Origin of the sequence: Streptomyces sp. NPDC046821 (assembly GCF_040645335.1) — a bacterium.
In the GTDB taxonomy this organism is placed as follows: Bacteria; Actinomycetota; Actinomycetes; order Streptomycetales; family Streptomycetaceae; genus Streptomyces.
Genome location: NZ_JBEYYB010000011.1, coordinates 305194 through 320926 on the forward strand (window position 1 = coordinate 305194; position 15733 = coordinate 320926).

Annotated in this window: 11 protein-coding genes and 8 pseudogenes; 9 read left to right on the plus strand and 10 right to left on the minus strand. The window is 70.1% G+C overall.

Going from position 1 to position 15733, the window contains the following annotated elements; genetic code table 11:
* Position 1: 1 nt before the first annotated feature.
* Together ABZ893_RS24090 and ABZ893_RS24095 are read right to left on the minus strand one after the other, a co-directional pair.
* Positions 2 to 433, minus strand: coding sequence for a hypothetical protein (locus ABZ893_RS24090; RefSeq protein WP_361407173.1), 432 nt, complete (start codon positions 431 to 433; stop codon positions 2 to 4).
* A gap of 120 nt (positions 434 to 553) precedes the next feature.
* Positions 554 to 1210 (minus strand): DUF4232 domain-containing protein, encoded by a 657-nt coding sequence (locus ABZ893_RS24095; RefSeq protein ID WP_361407175.1) that lies wholly within the window; start codon positions 1208 to 1210, stop codon positions 554 to 556.
* A 769-nt stretch (positions 1211 to 1979) separates the two neighbouring features.
* Here ABZ893_RS24095 and ABZ893_RS24100 point away from each other — a divergent pair.
* A complete protein-coding gene (locus ABZ893_RS24100; RefSeq protein ID WP_361407176.1) occupies positions 1980 to 3896 on the plus strand; it encodes a LamG-like jellyroll fold domain-containing protein in 1917 nt (638 codons plus the stop codon).
* Between the two features lie 54 nt (positions 3897 to 3950).
* Positions 3951 to 4474 (plus strand): annotated as a pseudogene (locus ABZ893_RS24105) (IS5 family transposase); the annotation flags it as partial.
* Between the two features lie 202 nt (positions 4475 to 4676).
* On the opposite strand, the pseudogene ABZ893_RS24110 reads toward ABZ893_RS24105, so the two are convergent.
* Positions 4677 to 5102: pseudogene (locus ABZ893_RS24110) on the minus strand (helicase); the annotation flags it as partial.
* Between the two features lie 278 nt (positions 5103 to 5380).
* On the opposite strand from ABZ893_RS24110, the pseudogene ABZ893_RS24115 reads away from it, so the two are divergent.
* Positions 5381 to 5491: pseudogene (locus ABZ893_RS24115) on the plus strand (amino acid transporter); the annotation flags it as partial.
* A 259-nt stretch (positions 5492 to 5750) separates the two neighbouring features.
* On the plus strand, positions 5751 to 7118 hold the full coding sequence (locus ABZ893_RS24120) for a hypothetical protein (RefSeq protein WP_361407178.1): 1368 nt from the start codon (positions 5751 to 5753) through the stop codon (positions 7116 to 7118).
* A 129-nt stretch (positions 7119 to 7247) separates the two neighbouring features.
* On the opposite strand, the pseudogene ABZ893_RS24125 reads toward ABZ893_RS24120, so the two are convergent.
* Positions 7248 to 7400: pseudogene (locus tag ABZ893_RS24125) on the minus strand (IS5/IS1182 family transposase); the annotation flags it as partial.
* A 96-nt stretch (positions 7401 to 7496) separates the two neighbouring features.
* On the opposite strand from ABZ893_RS24125, the pseudogene ABZ893_RS24130 reads away from it, so the two are divergent.
* Positions 7497 to 7835, plus strand: a pseudogene (locus ABZ893_RS24130) (hypothetical protein); the annotation flags it as partial.
* 329 nt (positions 7836 to 8164) lie between these two features.
* Here ABZ893_RS24130 and ABZ893_RS24135 read toward each other — a convergent pair.
* Positions 8165 to 9001, minus strand: a pseudogene (locus ABZ893_RS24135) (ATP-binding protein); the annotation flags it as partial.
* Positions 9002 to 9144: 143 nt separating this feature from the next.
* Positions 9145 to 9699: a MarR family winged helix-turn-helix transcriptional regulator gene (locus ABZ893_RS24140; protein ID WP_361407180.1), complete on the minus strand. Its 555-nt coding sequence runs from the start codon at positions 9697 to 9699 to the stop codon at positions 9145 to 9147.
* 249 nt (positions 9700 to 9948) lie between these two features.
* Between ABZ893_RS24140 and ABZ893_RS24145 the strand changes: the two genes are divergently transcribed.
* From ABZ893_RS24145 to ABZ893_RS24155, 3 genes are read left to right on the plus strand one after another with little or no spacing between them, the layout of a single operon-like run.
* Complete coding sequence (locus ABZ893_RS24145) at positions 9949 to 11280, plus strand: MFS transporter (protein ID WP_361407182.1); 1332 nt, start codon at positions 9949 to 9951, stop codon at positions 11278 to 11280.
* Positions 11277 to 12149 (plus strand): alpha/beta hydrolase, encoded by an 873-nt coding sequence (locus ABZ893_RS24150; protein ID WP_361407184.1) that lies wholly within the window; start codon positions 11277 to 11279, stop codon positions 12147 to 12149. The genes ABZ893_RS24145 and ABZ893_RS24150 overlap by 4 nt, the downstream gene beginning before the upstream one ends.
* On the plus strand, positions 12146 to 12550 hold the full coding sequence (locus ABZ893_RS24155; protein ID WP_361407186.1) for a RidA family protein: 405 nt from the start codon (positions 12146 to 12148) through the stop codon (positions 12548 to 12550). The genes ABZ893_RS24150 and ABZ893_RS24155 overlap by 4 nt, the downstream gene beginning before the upstream one ends.
* 272 nt (positions 12551 to 12822) lie before the next feature.
* Here the strand turns inward: ABZ893_RS24155 and ABZ893_RS24160 are convergent.
* Positions 12823 to 12999 (minus strand): annotated as a pseudogene (locus ABZ893_RS24160) (IS5/IS1182 family transposase); the annotation flags it as partial.
* Positions 13000 to 13020: 21 nt separating this feature from the next.
* Positions 13021 to 13659 carry a histidine phosphatase family protein gene (locus tag ABZ893_RS24165; RefSeq protein ID WP_361407188.1) on the minus strand — a complete coding sequence of 213 codons (639 nt, stop codon included), beginning with the start codon at positions 13657 to 13659 and terminating at the stop codon, positions 13021 to 13023.
* A gap of 344 nt (positions 13660 to 14003) precedes the next feature.
* Between ABZ893_RS24165 and ABZ893_RS24170 the strand changes: the two genes are divergently transcribed.
* Positions 14004 to 14195 carry a hypothetical protein gene (locus ABZ893_RS24170; RefSeq protein WP_361407190.1) on the plus strand — a complete coding sequence of 64 codons (192 nt, stop codon included), beginning with the start codon at positions 14004 to 14006 and terminating at the stop codon, positions 14193 to 14195.
* Between the two features lie 15 nt (positions 14196 to 14210).
* Here the strand turns inward: ABZ893_RS24170 and ABZ893_RS24175 are convergent.
* Positions 14211 to 14321 (minus strand): annotated as a pseudogene (locus ABZ893_RS24175) (leucine-rich repeat domain-containing protein); the annotation flags it as partial.
* Positions 14322 to 14368: 47 nt separating this feature from the next.
* Complete coding sequence (locus ABZ893_RS24180; RefSeq protein WP_361407192.1) at positions 14369 to 15619, minus strand: serine hydrolase domain-containing protein; 1251 nt, start codon at positions 15617 to 15619, stop codon at positions 14369 to 14371.
* Positions 15620 to 15733: the final 114 nt, after the last annotated feature.

Below are 15733 nucleotides of genomic sequence, written 5' to 3' on the forward strand. Positions count from 1 at the left end.
GTCAGGCTCCTGGTGACCCCTGATCGAGCACAGCCAGACGTGACATCACCCGTACGATGATCACGTGGCCGCGCGCACCATCCGCGCCTCCCAGGTCGATCTGATCCACGCCCTGCCAGGCCTCCGCATCCCCGACGTCGCCGAGCTGCGCGCCCGAGGCGGGCTTCGCCCGCTTTGTTGCGTTCGCTCGCCAGGTTTCCTCGGCTTGAACACTGGCGGTCGTGACTCCAGCTCGGCCAGCCGGGTTCTCTGCCGGTATCAGGCGGCGGTTGGCGATGAGCATCCCGACGCGGATGAGCGTGTCGCCCAGGTGGCCGGCGGCTTCTGGCTGGGACATCCAGGCATCGTGCTCGACGGTGTCCACCTTGAGTAGAACGTAGCCGCGGTTGTTTCGCGACCACGACCGCCCGGGTTGGCGGCTGTCGTGCATCACGCCGCTGCCTTCGGTCGCTCGGCCAGGAGGCCGCGTTCGAAGCGGGCTCCGGCGCGGACGAGGGCGACATGCTGGTGGCGGGGGAGAGGGGGAGGGGGAGGGGGCACGTCTGACCGGGGGTCAGTCGACTTTGCCGCCGATCGGGCCGACCTGGATGTCCTTGGCGCTGCTGTCGGAGCCGTCCGTCACGGCGAGGTTGATCTGCGGTTGCCGTACGGTCAGTTGGTGGGTGTCGTTCGGCGGGGTGACCGTCAGGCTGGTCACGTTGACGCCGGTGCCGCCGCTGTTGTTGTAGGGGGTCATCAGCTGGAAGGTGGTCGACTGGCCGGGCGAAAGGGTGACCGAGACCGCGGAGGTGTCGCTCCGCGCGGCGCTGTCCGAGCCGCCGCCCTGGAAGTTCAGGTCGACCCCCGGGAAGCCGTGCATGCTGCAGCTGCTGGAGCCGTTGTTGGTGAGCCGGACGGTGGTGAGCACCTCGGCACCGCCGGTCGTCACGCTGCTCGCGCGGACGCCGCTGAGGTCGGACGCGTGGCAGATCGAGCCGCTGCCGTCGGCGGCCTGCGCGCTGCCGCCGCCCGAACCGGAGCCCGAGCCGCCGGCCTGGGCCTGGGCGGACCCGCCGGTCGCCCCGCCGTTCGTACCGGCGGCCGCGCTGGCGCTCGCCGAGGCGCCGCCGCTCGCGCTGCCCGAGGTCGCGCCGTCGCTGTTGCAGGCGGTGAGCGACAGGCCGGCCGCGACGGCGACGACGGCGATGGCGGCGGACTTGTGGATTCGCAAGGGATTCTCCCCGATTTGACGCAGCATCAGTTCTCTGTGATCTCTCACGTGGGATTCACGCGGCCCGGGCGGGCCCGGTTGCCAACTGGTGAGAGATCTTCACGTGGTTGATATCACGTCGCTGACCTGCAACCTTCCACGGGGGAGGGCATCCGTGATGCCTCACCGGCTCACCGGCTCACCGGCTCACCGGCTCACCGGCTCACCGGCTCACCGGCTCACCGGCTCACCGGCTCACCGGCTCACCGCATGAACCCAGCGGCCCATCCGCCAGGAGTCAACACTCGCCACTTCAATGGGGGCTTGGCTGCCGTGCTGTAGCCACGGTCACGCGACTCAGTGTTGTGCGAGAGCCACGCGCGGAGGACGCCGGTGACCGGCGCGGGGCTGACAAGAAGGACCACTCCGCCCTTGATCCGCACCCAGGTGGGCGGTCTCCAGGTGGAGACGGAAGGTGTCGGCGAGGACGAACTTCACCGCCATCGGGTGCGTGGGTTTCTGACGACGCCGTTGCACCCTCAATCCCAAACTCAGCGAAATCAATGACCTGTTCGCGACTGCGTCGCTCCGGGATCACTTTCAGATCCCGCGCGACCTCCGTGATCGTCTTGCTGAAGGAGGGGGCCAACGCATCGCGTCCCGCTCCGGTCATGACGGCAGATCAGGCGCGCTGCCACGGCGGAGGCCGCCCCGGACGGCGCGCCGGCCGCCCCCTATGCTGGGGGCCGTCCGGCCGGACCAGACCGGGGCGACGACGCAGGAGGGGTTTGTGGCAGCGCTGTATCCGGACGACCCGCGCTCCATCGGCGGATACCAGTTGCTGGGGCGGCTGGGCGCCGGCGGTATGGGGCAGGTCTTCCTCGGGCGCTCGCCGGGCGGCCGACAGGTCGCGGTCAAGGTGGTGCACGCCGCGCTGGTCGACCGGCCGGACTTCCGCTCCCGGTTCCGCAGGGAAGTGCAGGCCGCGCGTGCAGTCAGTGGGGCGTTCACCGCGCCGGTGATCGACGCCGACCCGGACGCGGCCGGGCCCTGGCTGGTCACCAGTTACATTGCCGGTCCGTCGTTGGAGAAGGCGGTCACCGACCGGGGGCCGATGCCCGCGCCGCAGGTGTTCGCCTTGGCCGCCGGGCTCGCCGAGGCGCTGGTGTCGATCCACGGCGCGCACCTCGTCCACCGCGACCTCAAGCCCTCCAATGTGCTGCTCGCCGCGGACGGCCCGCGGGTCATCGACTTCGGGATCGCCCGGGTCGTCGAGAGCAGCTCCCTCACTGTGACAGGGCAAGCGCTCGGCTCCCCGGGATTCATGTCGCCGGAGCAGGTGAATGGCGAGGAGATCAGTCCGGCCAGCGACGTCTTCTCCCTCGGGACGGTACTGGCGTACGCGGCCACCGGCGGTAACCCGTTCGGCAACGGGCACCTGGCCTCCATCTTCTATCGGGTCGTCCACGACACCCCCGACCTCGACGCGGTCACCGACCCTGCGCTGTGCGCCCTCATCGCCGACTGCCTGGCCAAGGACCCCGCCCGGCGCCCCACCCCGCGCCAACTCCTCGCCCGGTGCGCCGCGGGTGCCGCACCGGCCGAAAGCGCCGACCGCAGCCGCGGAACGCCGCACGGTACCGCGCCATCCGGTCGGATATCCGGCTGGGACGCCGCCGTCGGCACCGGCGGCGAGTGCTCCACCAGCTCCGCGATCTCCCCGGACAGGGGTAGTGCCCGGGACGCCGGTGCCGTCCCCGGCGGCACCGTAGACCCCGGTGCGCGCAGCGAAACAGCCTACCCGGGGCACCGGCCGGCCCACGGGGCAGCGGCGGTCCCGGCTGACCCCCGGCCTCCGGTACCGGGCGCTCCCGGCACGGGGCCGACGGCCGTCGGCCGCCACGACGTGCCCATCACTTCCCTGCCGGCAACGGCGATGACGCGTCCGCGTCCTGCCGATGTTGCGGGCCGACACGGCCCCGCCCGCCGTACCTTCCTGATCCCGGCAGCCGTCGCAGCGGCCGCCGTCGCGGTGGGCGTCCCCATGTACCTCACGCTCAGCCACGACACCTCACGAGGCTCCGCACCGGCCCGGCCCACCGGCCCCAAGCCGGTCGGGGCATGGCGACTTGACGAACGCTCCGGCACCGCCGCGGCGGACACGGCCGGCACCCACGACGGCACCGCATCCGATGTCCGCTGGCGCACGGGCAACAGCGGCGCCGCCCTCTTCAACGGCGTCAGCAGCCAGATCACCACGCGCGGCCCGGTGCTCGACACTGCCCCTGGACACAGCTTCACGGTCTCCGCCTGGGTCTACCTCACCAGCACGAACGGCTTCGCCACCGCCGTCAGTCAAGGCACCTCCAACGGCAGCGCCTTCTTTCTCCAGTACTCGGGCGCCGACCACCGGTGGGCGTTCTCCCGGCCGGGCGTCCGCGCCCTCGCGGCTGAGCCGCCCGCCATGAACACCTGGACACACCTGGTCGGGGTCTGCGACGCCGCCTCCCACCGACTCCACCTCTACGTCAACGGCACACAGCAGGGCACCGCCACCGACACCCGCCCCGTCACCACCCCAGGCCCCCTCGTGATCGGCCGCGCCACTTTCCACGGCCGACCCGTCGACTTCTTCCCCGGCGGCATCAAAAACGTCCAGATCTTCGACCAATCCCTGTCCGCGGACCGGGTCGCGGCGCTGGACTAGGCACTGTTCTCGGATCTCCTTACGTGGGTGGGGTGTTGGGGGCAGGCCGGCTGTATGGGCCGTGGGGATCTGACGAATGCGGAGTGGGATCGGCTGGAGTCGTTCTTGCCGCGTGGCGGGACGCGTGGGGGCCGGTGGAGTGATCACCGTCGGGTGATCAACGGGGTGTTGTACCGGGTGCGGAGGGGTGTGCAGTGGCGGGATCTGCCGGAGCGGTTCGGGCCTTGGGAGACGGTCTATAAACGGCATCGTCGCTGGTCGGCGGATGGGACGTGGCAGATGCTGCTGTCGAAGGTGCAGGCCGCCGAGGACGCTCAGGGCGGGATCGACTGGGACGTGGCGGTGGACTCCACCGCGGTGCGGGCTCACCAGCATGCCGCCGGCGCGAAGAAGGCCCCGCCCACCGCACCGCCTCAAAAGGGGGCGGTCCAGGGGGCGAACCGGGCCGAACCGGTGTTGCGGAAACTGGTCGTCCGGCTGGAGGAGGTGGTCAGATCGGCGAATGCCCGGGACGTTCCCGCGGCGGCTTCACCACCAAAATCCACCTTGCCGCCGACGGGCGGTGCCGGCCCCTCGCCCTGCCCGCGCCCGACGCGGGGCAGCTCGCCGCGATGCCGGCGGCCCAGCTGTCGCAGGGCGGAGGCGGATCGGTGCGCCACGGCGCGTACACCAGGGTGTCCGCGTGGGGGCCGCCCGTGGCCCGGTCGACGAGCTGGATCTGGTGGCTGAGGGGACCAGCTCCTCAACTCCGAGTACCAGGAACGCTGGCTTGCCGTCGAACTTGGTGGAGCCGTCGCGGTTCAACCTCAGCGCGCGGCCGATGTTCTGCACGATCTCTACCTGGGAGCCGCGGGTGTCGGCGAAGCAGATCGCCTCCACACCGCGCTCGCCGGTGATGTCGACGCCTTCCCCGAGCACGCGAACGCTCGAGAGGAAGACCCGGTGTACGCGCCGGTTGTTGGCGTCGATGCCGTTGGTGAACTGCCGTAGCACCTCCCGGCGTTCGGCCACCAGATGGTCGCCGCACAGCGACCCCGACCACACCCGGGCCGGCGGCACGTGGCGGCCGGCCTCCAGCCCGTAGAACTCCGCGTCGATGGACGACGCGGGGAGCTCCTTTTCCGCCTTGACCATCGTCGTGTCATCGGTCTCGGTGACGTACAGCTCGGCTGCGGTCTTCGGTAGCGCCTCCGCGAACGCCGCAGCCCGCGACGTCCTAGCCGAGCAGACCAGCCCGCGAGGACAGCAACGCCGAACTCCGCCCGCCTACTGCGCTGCGCGAGGGTTGCCAGGCCGTTGCACCGGGCGCGGCAGCCTCCGCGCCTGCTGCCACGTCCGCTGACAGAAAACGGCACGCCGCTGTCAGTGCCGGGTTTCATACCGGCGGATTAGGCCATAACACGCGGTCGCGCCTGTCCGTCTGGCACGCACAGGTGCACGCTGCGCGGAACAGACAAGGGCAACGTGGCCCGTGGAGGGGAGTCGCCCGGCTGCTCGGCCCCTTGTTGGCTCGGCTCACCGCCTGGCGCGTACTGGACGCCCTGGTCGCCGTCACTATGTTCGCGCTGGGCGCCACGCTCGTCGCCGGAACATGAAGCCGGGTTCGACGATCAGCCTGGGCAACGTCAGGGTCCGAGGCCGAGGCGGCCCTGGCCCGAGGACGACTGGCGCAGCGATCCAAGATGGCCGTAGTGAGCTCGTGACCGAACGTTCACACTGTCGCAAGCCCCGAACCCCCCACAGAGCAGACGATCACACCTTCCCCGGTATGTATCCGGAAAGCGGGGTTGCCGGGCGGGTCGGGCCAAGGGCAGCGTGTACCCCGACGGACAACGCCCGAGCAGGACACAGAGGTTGAACTTGACGACCGACGACAACCAGTGGATTCCCCTGTCCCAGGCACGGCTTCGGGCGCTCGTCCCACCGGTGCGGGCGGTCGTCGCCCAGCCCCGTCCCCGCACCGCGGTGGCCATGTCCGCGGCGGGTGTCACCCTGTTCGCCCTGGTGGGCTCCGGCGCCCCCAATCACAACACACTCACGGTCCCCACCACTTGGCGCGCGCTGCCGGCGATGCCCGACGTCCTCTCCCAGACGGTCACCATCGCGGCCATCGTCCTGTCCTGCCTCGGCACGCTCGGCATGCTCAGCGCCCGTCGGCGGGGCTGGAGCCCGGACTCCCGTCTCCTCTTCCTGCCGGGCGCGCTCGCGGTGCTCGTCGTCGCCAACCTCACCCCGGTCGGGTCTTCCGACACGGCCAGTTATGCGGCGTACGGCCGTATCGCCGCGCTCGGCGGTGACCCGTACGTGACCTCCCCCGCCCAACTGGGAGGCCCCTACGCCCAACTCGTGGCCGTCGCCTGGCGTGACACCACCTCCGTGTACGGACCGGTCGCGACATGGTGGCAGAGCGCGGCGGCATTCCTCGGCGGTGAGCGGCCGTGGGTGACGATCTGGGTCCTGATGCTGGCCAACGCGTGCGTGTTCCTGGGCACCGGCTATCTGCTGATCCGCGCTGCGGACGATCCCGTCAGGGCTGGGCTGCTGTGGGTCGCCAACCCATTGCTGATCGGTGTGCTGGTCGGAGGCGGACATCTGGACACCATCGTGGCCGCTCTCGCCGTCGGCGCGATCCATCTGGCGCGCAGAACTCCCCGGCTGCGCCATGACCTGCTCATCGGGGGGTTGGTCGGCCTTGCCTGCTGCGTCAAGATCAGTGCGGCCCTGCTCGGCGTCGCACTGGCCTGGCCGCTGCTGCGAGTGGGAGCCTGGCGGCGAGTCGCCCGGCAGGCCTCGGTGGCCGCGCTGACCATCGCACTCCTCTACAGCGTGTACGGTCTGCACGCTCTCGCCCCGCTCTCGGCCGCCTCACGGATGGTCTCGTTCCCGTCGTTGTGGATGGTGTTCGACTGGCTGGGAAGCGAACTTCTTGGGCCCGGTGCGACCGCGACGGCCATCCGTCTGCTGTGGCCCGGCCTGATGCTCGTACTGGCCTGGGCCCTTCACCGCCGTACGCCCGCGGGCTCTCCCCCTGCCGTCGCCGTACCATTCGCGCTCGCCTTCGCCTGGGTTCTCACGGCTCCGTGGTCGATGCCCTGGTATGCGGCTCTCCCCTTCGTCCCGGCAGCCCTGTGTCCCCAAGGCCGCCTCACCCGGTACCTCGTCGCCGCCACGGCTGCCCTCGCCCTGGTCAACAACGGCGGCGGGCACGGCTGGTCCGCATGACGCGCCTCGTGGATGGAGCCTCGCGCCGGGCGAGATTCTCGACGCCGGGGAGAGAAAGCTGCGGTTCTTCCAGGAGCAGCTGAACTACGAGGCGACGGCGTGGGGTAGACCTTGGCGCAGCCGGAGTGGGTCCTCCAGAGGCAGGCCCCAGGGCCGCCCCCGGCGGAGGGTGTCAGCCTCCTGGCGCCGCAGTACGACTACCAGCTTGGTGAACTGGCGCGGGCTCAGCCCGGTAAACGGGGATATCCAGGACGGCTCCGACGCCGTGATCACTCCAGCCACACCGGGATCATCACATCAGATCGGCTCGACGCCGGGAACGATCGTTGCAGTTGCGCTTCGACGCACAGCCGATGCTGGCAAGGGGACGGAGAACTCTCGGTCCGGCGGCGGCCCCTGCGGGTCTGGCTCAACCCCGAGCACGGGCAAGCTTTGCTTCGGCTCGACTACGAGCTGTGCTGGGCCACCACATGGATGGACGACGCCAATCGATGGGTCGCCCCCGTGCTCGGCCTTCCCGAACTCCCCTTCGTCGACTTCGGCGACGCCCTGTTCCAAGAACGCCCTGACGGGGTCCACTGGAAGACCGGTCCGCTTGTGGACTACGCCAACGGTCGCCCCTTCGCATGGGTGGACGACGAACAGAGGGAGCTCGACCGGGTGTACGTAACTGCCCACCACCGGGGCACCGGGCTTCTACACCACGTCGACCCGCGCCGCTCGTCGTGTCTTCAGGCCGTACTCCGTCCCGGCGGGCCGGCGCGGGGCTGTCCGGTCTTTCAGGATGACAGTTGGGCGGCGTTATGGCGGCTGACGGTCGCCCTCGGGCAGGTCGCGTAGCGCTCCCAGGCCACGCCGGAGATGGTGACCGTCTTGAACTCCGGCGGATAGTTCTTCATGACCACGAGATGTCCGTCCTCAGAACCTCAGGATCCAGTGTCTCGTGTGTCCAGAATCAGGGGTCAAGGCCCTACTACAGCGTCACCCCCCAACCCGGACCAGGCAGCCGAATAGCCCCAGCCTGGGGCCACAGTGCGTGGACTTACCGCCTTGTTCAGGGCGCGCAGTTCGCTGGCCGAGGGTTCCGTGGGTTCGAAGGCGCTGTCCTGGACCTTGGCGAGGAGTTCGACGGTCTCGTACGGGTTGCCGCCGGTGACGGCCCAGACTTCGCGGCAGAAGGGCGCGTCGGCGTGTTCGCCGAGCGCGGCGCGGGTGAGGCCGGCGGTGGCGTCCGGGGTGAGGGCGTGCAGGGTGGTGCGGGGGTGGGCGGCGGCGCCGACGGCTTCGAGGTGGCCGGTGGAGGCGGCGGTCGCCTCGCCGTCGCGGTGCGCGACCACGACGAGGACGGGCAGGTCGTCGAGGCGTTCGGCGAACGCGGCGAGCCAGTGCAGGGTTTCCTCGTCGGCCCACTGCGCGTCGTCGATGAGCAGGACGAGCGGCCAGTGCAGCCGGGCGAGTCTGGCCACGGCGACGACGAGTCCGTCGCGCACGCCCTGCGGGTCGGCCTGACGGCCGCTCGGTTCGGCTATGCCGAGGGCGGGTCCTGCGATGTCGTACCAGTCGCCGAAGTATTCGCGGGTCTCCTCCTGGGAGAGGTTGAGGAGTGCGGGCTGGAGGAGTTGGCGTACGACGTTAAGGGGGACGGAGGTGACGGTCTCGCCGCCGCGGGCGGACCAGACGGTGGCCCTGCCCTGCGCGATGCGGCGCACTTCGTCGAGGAGTGCGGTCTTGCCGATGCCGGCCTCTCCGCTGAACACGACGAGGCTGCCCGACGACGCCGCGTCCCCGCAGAGTTCACCGAGTGCCTGCGCGACGACCGCGACCTCCGCGTCCCGCTCCCACAGCCGTGCCGAGGCGGCTCCCTCAGGCCGACTCTGCGTCATCCCGCACCCTCCCGAAGTCGCTCGATCGACGTACAGATGTTGAGAGTGGAGCACCGGCTCAGGGAGTCAGGTCCAAGATCCGGACTGGCTGGCCTTCCCATCGCTTCGGCGCGGTCGTCTGCGCCCCGGGAAACCCATGACCGTCAGGGAAGTCGTGCTGGGCCTTCGTGGTCGAGGAGGATTTTCTTCAGGATCTGCGCGGCCGTACGAAACTCCTCGCCCGACAGGGAGCGGATCAGTTCGCGTTGGCAGGAGAGGACCTCGCCGAACGCCTCGTCGATCACCTTCCTGCCCTCGGTGGTGAGTTTGACCACGACAATGCGGCGGTCGACGGGGTCTGGAGTGCGGGTGATCCAGCCGCGGCTCTCCAGGGACTTGAGGCGCGTCGTCATCGTCCCGGAGGTCACGAGCGTAGCCGCCATGAGTTCCCCGGGGGTGGACTGCTGTCGTGCATCCCGGCGTAGTGCCGCCAGCATGTCGAAGGACCAGGGCTCCAGGCCGAAGCGGGACAGCGTCTTGTCGCGGTCACGGTCGAAGAGCCGGGTGATGCGCAGCATGCGGCTGACCACCTCGAGGCTGCGCACCTCGGCCTCGGGCAGGCAGGCCTGCCAGAGGCCGATCATCTCGTCGATCGCGTCGAGGGGCTCGCTGTGAGGCGTTCCCGCGCTCTGTTCGCCCGTTGCGTGTACCGACTCCACTGAGCCTCCCCGATGCCGTCGTCCGGATCACATCGAAAAGATATCTTGACGCTCAAGAGATGTCCATGGAGGCTGTCCGGCAGCCGCGGCCAGCAACACCCCAGCCCCGGAAGTCCAAAGGTTCGGGGCTTGCTGTGCCCTGCCGTTGTACGCCTGAACTCTGTGCTGTCCCGCCCCTGATGCGATACGCCGACCGCCGCCCAGCCGGCGGTGGCTCCCGCACTCCCTGAACGAGAAGTGGTGGTCATCGTGGCAATCGAGGACTCGGTTTACGCGAAAGTAGGCAGACGGATCATCCCCCTGCTGTTCGCGCTGTGGCTGGTCAACTTCCTGGACCGGGCGAACGTCGGCTTCGCCGCCCTGCAGATGAACAAGGAACTGCACCTGTCTCCAGCCGTCTACGGCTTCGGCGCGGGAGCCTTCTTCTTCGGCTACCTCGCTCTCGAGGTCCCCGCCAACATGCTGCTGCTGCGCTACGGCGCGCGCCGCTGGATCGCCCGGATCGCGATCACGTGGGGACTCGTCTCCATGGCACAGGCCCTGGTCGTCGGCCCGACCAGTTTCGTCGCGGTCCGTGTCGCCCTGGGCTTCGCCGAGGCCGGATTCCTGCCCGCGATGCTCTACTACCTGACGTTGTGGTTCCCCGCCGAGCGCCGGGCCAAGGCGATCGGCCAGGCCATCTCCGCCAACGTGGTCGCCGTCGTGGTGGGGGCGCCGCTGTCCGGGCTGCTGCTGACCTACCTGGACGGCGCCGCCGGGCTGGGCGGTTGGCAGTGGCTGTTCGTTGTCGAGGGCGCTCTCGCGGTGGTGCTCGGCTTCGTCACGCTGCGCACCCTGACCGAGCGCCCGGACCAGGCGCGCTGGCTCGCCGAGGAGGAGCGCTCCTGGCTGGTGGCCCGAATGGACAAGGACGCCGCGGCCGCCGGCACGCAGGGCAACCACTCGCTGAAGGACGCGCTGCGACTCCCCATCGTCTACCTCCTCGGCGCGCTGTACTTCTGCTGGGGCATCGGCTTCTACGGCGTGACCCTGTGGGCCCCGCAGATCATCGCGCAGCTCTCCGGCGGCTCCATACTCCACACCAGCCTGCTGACGACGGTCCCCTTCGGCTTGGGAGCGGTGGCAATGATCCTTAACGGCCGGCACTCGGACCGCAGCGGGGAGCGGCGCTGGCATGTGACGATCCCGCTGCTGACCGGTGCGGTGGGCCTGGCCGCGGGATCCGTGGTGCCTGATGCGGCCGCGAGCTTCGCCGCGCTGTGCGTCACCGTGGTCGGCGTCTCCGCGGGCCTGGGCGTGTTCTGGTCGGTACCTTCGCAGTTCCTCGTGGGACGCGCGGCCGCCGGAGGCCTGGCCGTCATCAACACGATCAGCAGCTTCTCCGGTTTCTGCGGCCCGTACCTGGTGGGATTCGTCCGCGGCAGCACCGGCAGCTTCACCGCCGCCATGCTTATCCTGGGGGCGAGCACCGCCGTCGCAGCCCTTCTCTCCGTCGTCCTGCTGCGCACACTCCGCCCGGCCGAGGCCAAGTCCCCGGCAGCCGCCGAGGTCGGCCTTGCCGAAGGCGACCCGGTCGCATGACACACGCCACGGATCTCACGCTCTCCGCCGTCCACAACCCCGACGGCCAGCCCCCGCTCCCGGTGGACGCCGCTGTCGGCTACGCCCGCACGGTCATGGACTGGGACGCCCAGGGCACCGATCCCGCGGTGGGCGCCGCACGGGACATCGCCTACGGGCCCCACCCGCTGCACCGGTACAACGTCTTCGCCCCCCAAGGCGCCGAACGGGCCCCGGTCCTGGTTTTCTGGCACGGCGGTGGCTGGACCAACGGCTACCGACAGTGGGTGACGTTCATGAGCCGCGCCGCCTGTTCGCTCGGCTTCGTCCTGGTCGCCCCTTCCTACCGGCTCGCCCCGGCCCATCCGCTGCCTGCCGGGCTCGAGGACGCGCTCGCCGCGCTCGCACACATCAGGCATGGCATCCGCGGGTGGGGCGGAGACCCCCACCGTCTGTTCCTGGCCGGCCACTCCGCTGGGGGCCAACTCGCCGCGCTCACCGCCCTGCTGGCCCCAGAGGGCGTTGCGGCCTGCCTGCCGGTCAGCGGAATCATGGACCTGCGACATCCCGCCCCACTCCCGGGCAGCCTGGAGGAGCTCATCTACACGACGGTGCTCGCCGAACCCGCGCTGGACACCGCGATGAGCCCGGTGTGCAGGATCACCGAACCCGGGGCGGTCCCCTTCCTGCTGACGTACGGAGAACACGACACCGACCGGGTCATCCGCTCCAACCAAACTCTGGCCGCCCAACTGGCCGACCATCACACGGCAGTGGACCTGGTCGAGGAAACCGGTGCCGACCACTTCCACACCCACACCGCCCTGCGATCCCCCGACTACCCCTGGTACCGGCGGCTCGCCGAGATGCTGCGAAGGAGTACGACGTGATCACCCCGGTCGACACTGGTCTACCCGCCCCCGACCAGCCGTTCTCGTGGGCGGTGACCGCCGCGGGGATGCTCTTCACCGCCCACGGTCCGGTGCGCCCCGACGGCAGCATCGACACTGGCCCGGTGGCCGCGCAGGCCCGGCTGACCCTGGAGAATCTGCGCCGCTCGGCCGAGGCGGCCGGAGCTGGCCTGGGCGACGTCGCCCAGGTCCTGCTCTTCCTGACCGACCGGGCCGACATCCCACTGGTCGACGCCGTCTACCGGGAATACTTCGACACCCCCTACCCGAACCGCTGCTGCGTCGTGGTCGCGGCCCTGGCCGTCCCCGGCATGCGGATCGAGTTGATGGCCCACGTGTCGCTCGTCAGACCTCGGGAGTTCAGCGATCGCTCAGACTGAACCAGGGCGTCGAAGAAGCTGCGATGCGAGCCGGAGGGCTGGTGTCTGCCCCGTTGCCCGCCGTCATCTTCCACAGTGTCAGGCCCCCAGCTGTCGTTGCTGGGTGGCCGAGACCGACGCTCGTCGTTTTAGAAGTCGCGTGCATGGTCGAACTCTGCGGATGTCTCGTAATCGTCCCGCTTTTCAAAAGCCAGGGAGTAGTAGAACGGGCCTGCCGCACGATCGGGTTGGGCAGGTCAAACCTGTCACCCAACCCTGCAGCAGCCCCAATCCCTTGTGGCGGGGGAGCGGCGGACGATGCGCATGTCGATACCGAGGGTGGCGGCGTGTTCTACGAGGTGCTGGCGGTAGCCGCCGTCGACCCAGGTCTTGCGGGCGGTGGGGTGCTCGATGGCGATCCGTTCGATGAGCGTCTGGCCGGCGATGGAGTCCTGCACGCCGGCCGCGGTGCGAGGACTCCGAGGTGCCGGTCACCTTGTGGGCCCGCTGTCGTGGGGCTCGGTGCGGGCCGGGCCGATGGGCAGTCCGGCCCACGAGGTGACGCGCCACGCGTCGCCGTCGAGCTCGGTGACGGCTATGCCGGTGTTGTCGAGCTCCCGCTCCGTCATGTCCTGCACGGAGACGTTGGCGGCGCGGGCGGCGAGCCAGACGCGGATCGCGACCCCGTGGCTGACCATGGCCACTGTGTTCGCCCCGCTGCGGACGGCCTCGTCGACGACGCCGTCGAACCGCTCAAGGACTTCCTGGCCGCTCTCGCCGCCGGGCACGCGGGCGGAAGGGTCGGTGGGCCAGCCGAAGACGAAGTCCAGGAAGGCGGTGTGGGAGGCGTGATCGCTGGCGCCCTCCCAGTGGCCGGCGGAGACTTCCCGGATTCCGTCGCGGACGTGGACGGACAGCCCACGGTCGGCGGCGAGCGGGGCGGCGGTGAGTCCGGTGCGTTGATGGGTGGAGGCGTAGAGGGCGTCGATCTTCTCATCGGCGAGGGCGACGGGGAGAGCCGCCGCCTGTTTCCGGCCCAGCGCGGTCAGCTCGGGACCGGGGATCCTGGTGTGCATGGTGTAGGCGACGTTGGCAGTGGTCTGGGCGTGGCGGATCAATATCAGACGCATGTGACCATGCTCGGCGCTGGTCACGGATTCGGGCAGAGGGCCTCGCAGGTGCCGTTTCCGGGCCGTCGCGCGCGGCCGAGTGCGACCGCGCTGATGCACGGCCACCACACTGGTCGGCTGACGTCGGCGGTGCAGCGGGCGCATCTATCCCCTTCGGCCCCGCAGTTCGTCGCGCAGCCGCCACCCATGTCCCAGTCACTGGTTCCGCAGCCCGTGCATGTCCGCTCGTGGTCGAACGTGGGCGACATCCGGGGCGGAAGTCGCCGGCACTCCGGTGCTGTCCTCCGGGCGCTGAGCCCACCAAGGGGTGAGGCGGGAGGCTCCCGCCGGATGGAGGCACTGCTGTGATCGTTCGACTCGTGGGCGGCCCGCTCGCCGGACGCGTGCTGGAGACCACCGACGCCCCGTGGTCCGGGGACTGGCTCACGGCCGGTGACGCCGACTGGGGCCTGTACGTCCCGGTGCACCGTGACCCGGCGGCCGGCACCGTCCTGGCGGAGGTTCAGGTAACGCAGTTCGTGCAGCTTGGCTGCTGACGACGGCAGGTGCTCGATCGCGTTTCCTCGGAGCCATAGCTCACGCAGGTTGCGGAGCTGGCCGATGGTGTCGGGCAGGGTGGTGAGCTGGCTGTGCTGCGCTCTGAGCTCGATGAGGCCGCTCATCCCGAGCCGCGTTCGGCAAGGTGATCGTCACCCATGAGGTGTGACGCTCACGGGGCGAAGGTCGCGGACAGGATCCGGGTGACCAGGGCGAGGTCGTTGCCGCCGCCGGTGGTGGGGTTGAAGGAGTACACCAGGCGGCGGCGCAGGTCGCGGGTGGTGAACATGCCGTTGGTGTAGCCGAAGGTGGTGCCGGTCTTGCCCCACACCGTCACGCCGTTGGGCAGAGTCACGCGCATCAGGCCGGCGGCGTAGTAGGCGCTGCCCTGTCCCGGGTCGTCGGCGGTGCCGCCGAGGTAGGGGACGTCGGGGACGTCGAACAGTTCCGCCTGCTCGGTCGGGGGCAGCAGTCGTCCCCGGAAGAGTGCGGTCAGGAAGCGGTCGAGGTCGGCGGTGGTGGAGATCATGCCGCCGGCGCCGGGGTTCTGTTCGGTGATGTCGACCAGTTGCGATCCGCCGTTCGGCCGAGGTACGGCGATGTAGCCGTGGGAGTGGGGGCCGGGGATCGTGGTGTCGGTCTGCGGGGCGGTGGTGTCGCGCAGGTGCAGCGGTTGCAGGATCCGGGTGGTGATCTCCTGCTGGTAGGTGTGTCCGGTGAGGTTCTCGACGAGCATGGCGGCGACGTAGTAGCCGGTGGCTCCGTAGACCTGCATGCAACCGGGCTTGGTGAAGGGGCGTTCGTGCCGGACGGCCTTGGCGACGAGTTCGGAGAGCGGGTGGTTGTCGAAGCGGTGCTCGACGATGCCGTCCGGGGTGGTGGGCAAGTCGTCCAGGGTCAGTTCAGGCAGGCTGCTCGTGAAGTTGAGCAGGCTGCGGACAGGGATCGGCGGGTAGCTGTCGGGCAGGACGTTCGGCAGGTAGCGCTGGACAGGCTGGTCGAGGTCGACGCGGTCCTCGGCGGCCAGTTGCAGCACCACGGTGGCGATAAAGGTCTTGGTGACGCTGCCGAGACGGAACCGGCCGTCCACCGGCACCGGCGCGCCGGTCGTGAGGTCGGCGGTGCCGTACGTCCCGGTCCAGTGGCCGTCCGGCCCGCTCACGCGTGCCAGCACGCCCGTGACGCGGTCGGGCGCGCTCGACAGGGCATGCTGCAACGCCTGCGGATCCAGCTCCGGCAACCGGTCGCCGGTGGTGTCGACCGCGACGGCAGGCCGCGTGGCGGGCGCCGCGACCGCCGGGACGGACGTGCCCAGCGTCACCGTGCCGAGCACCGCGCAGCCGAGCGCCGCCATCGGTACCCGCCTGCGTCGGCCCGCTGTCGTCGCGGTCCCGGCGTTGGAGGAAGAAGGCTTGAAAGTCATGCCCACGACCGTGCCGCACCGTCGCGGTGCGACGCATCGGGGATCGCCCCTGATAGCACCCTGATCGATCCCTGATGCCGTCTCAGCTTCCGGGAATGCTGGAGTGCTAGGTCC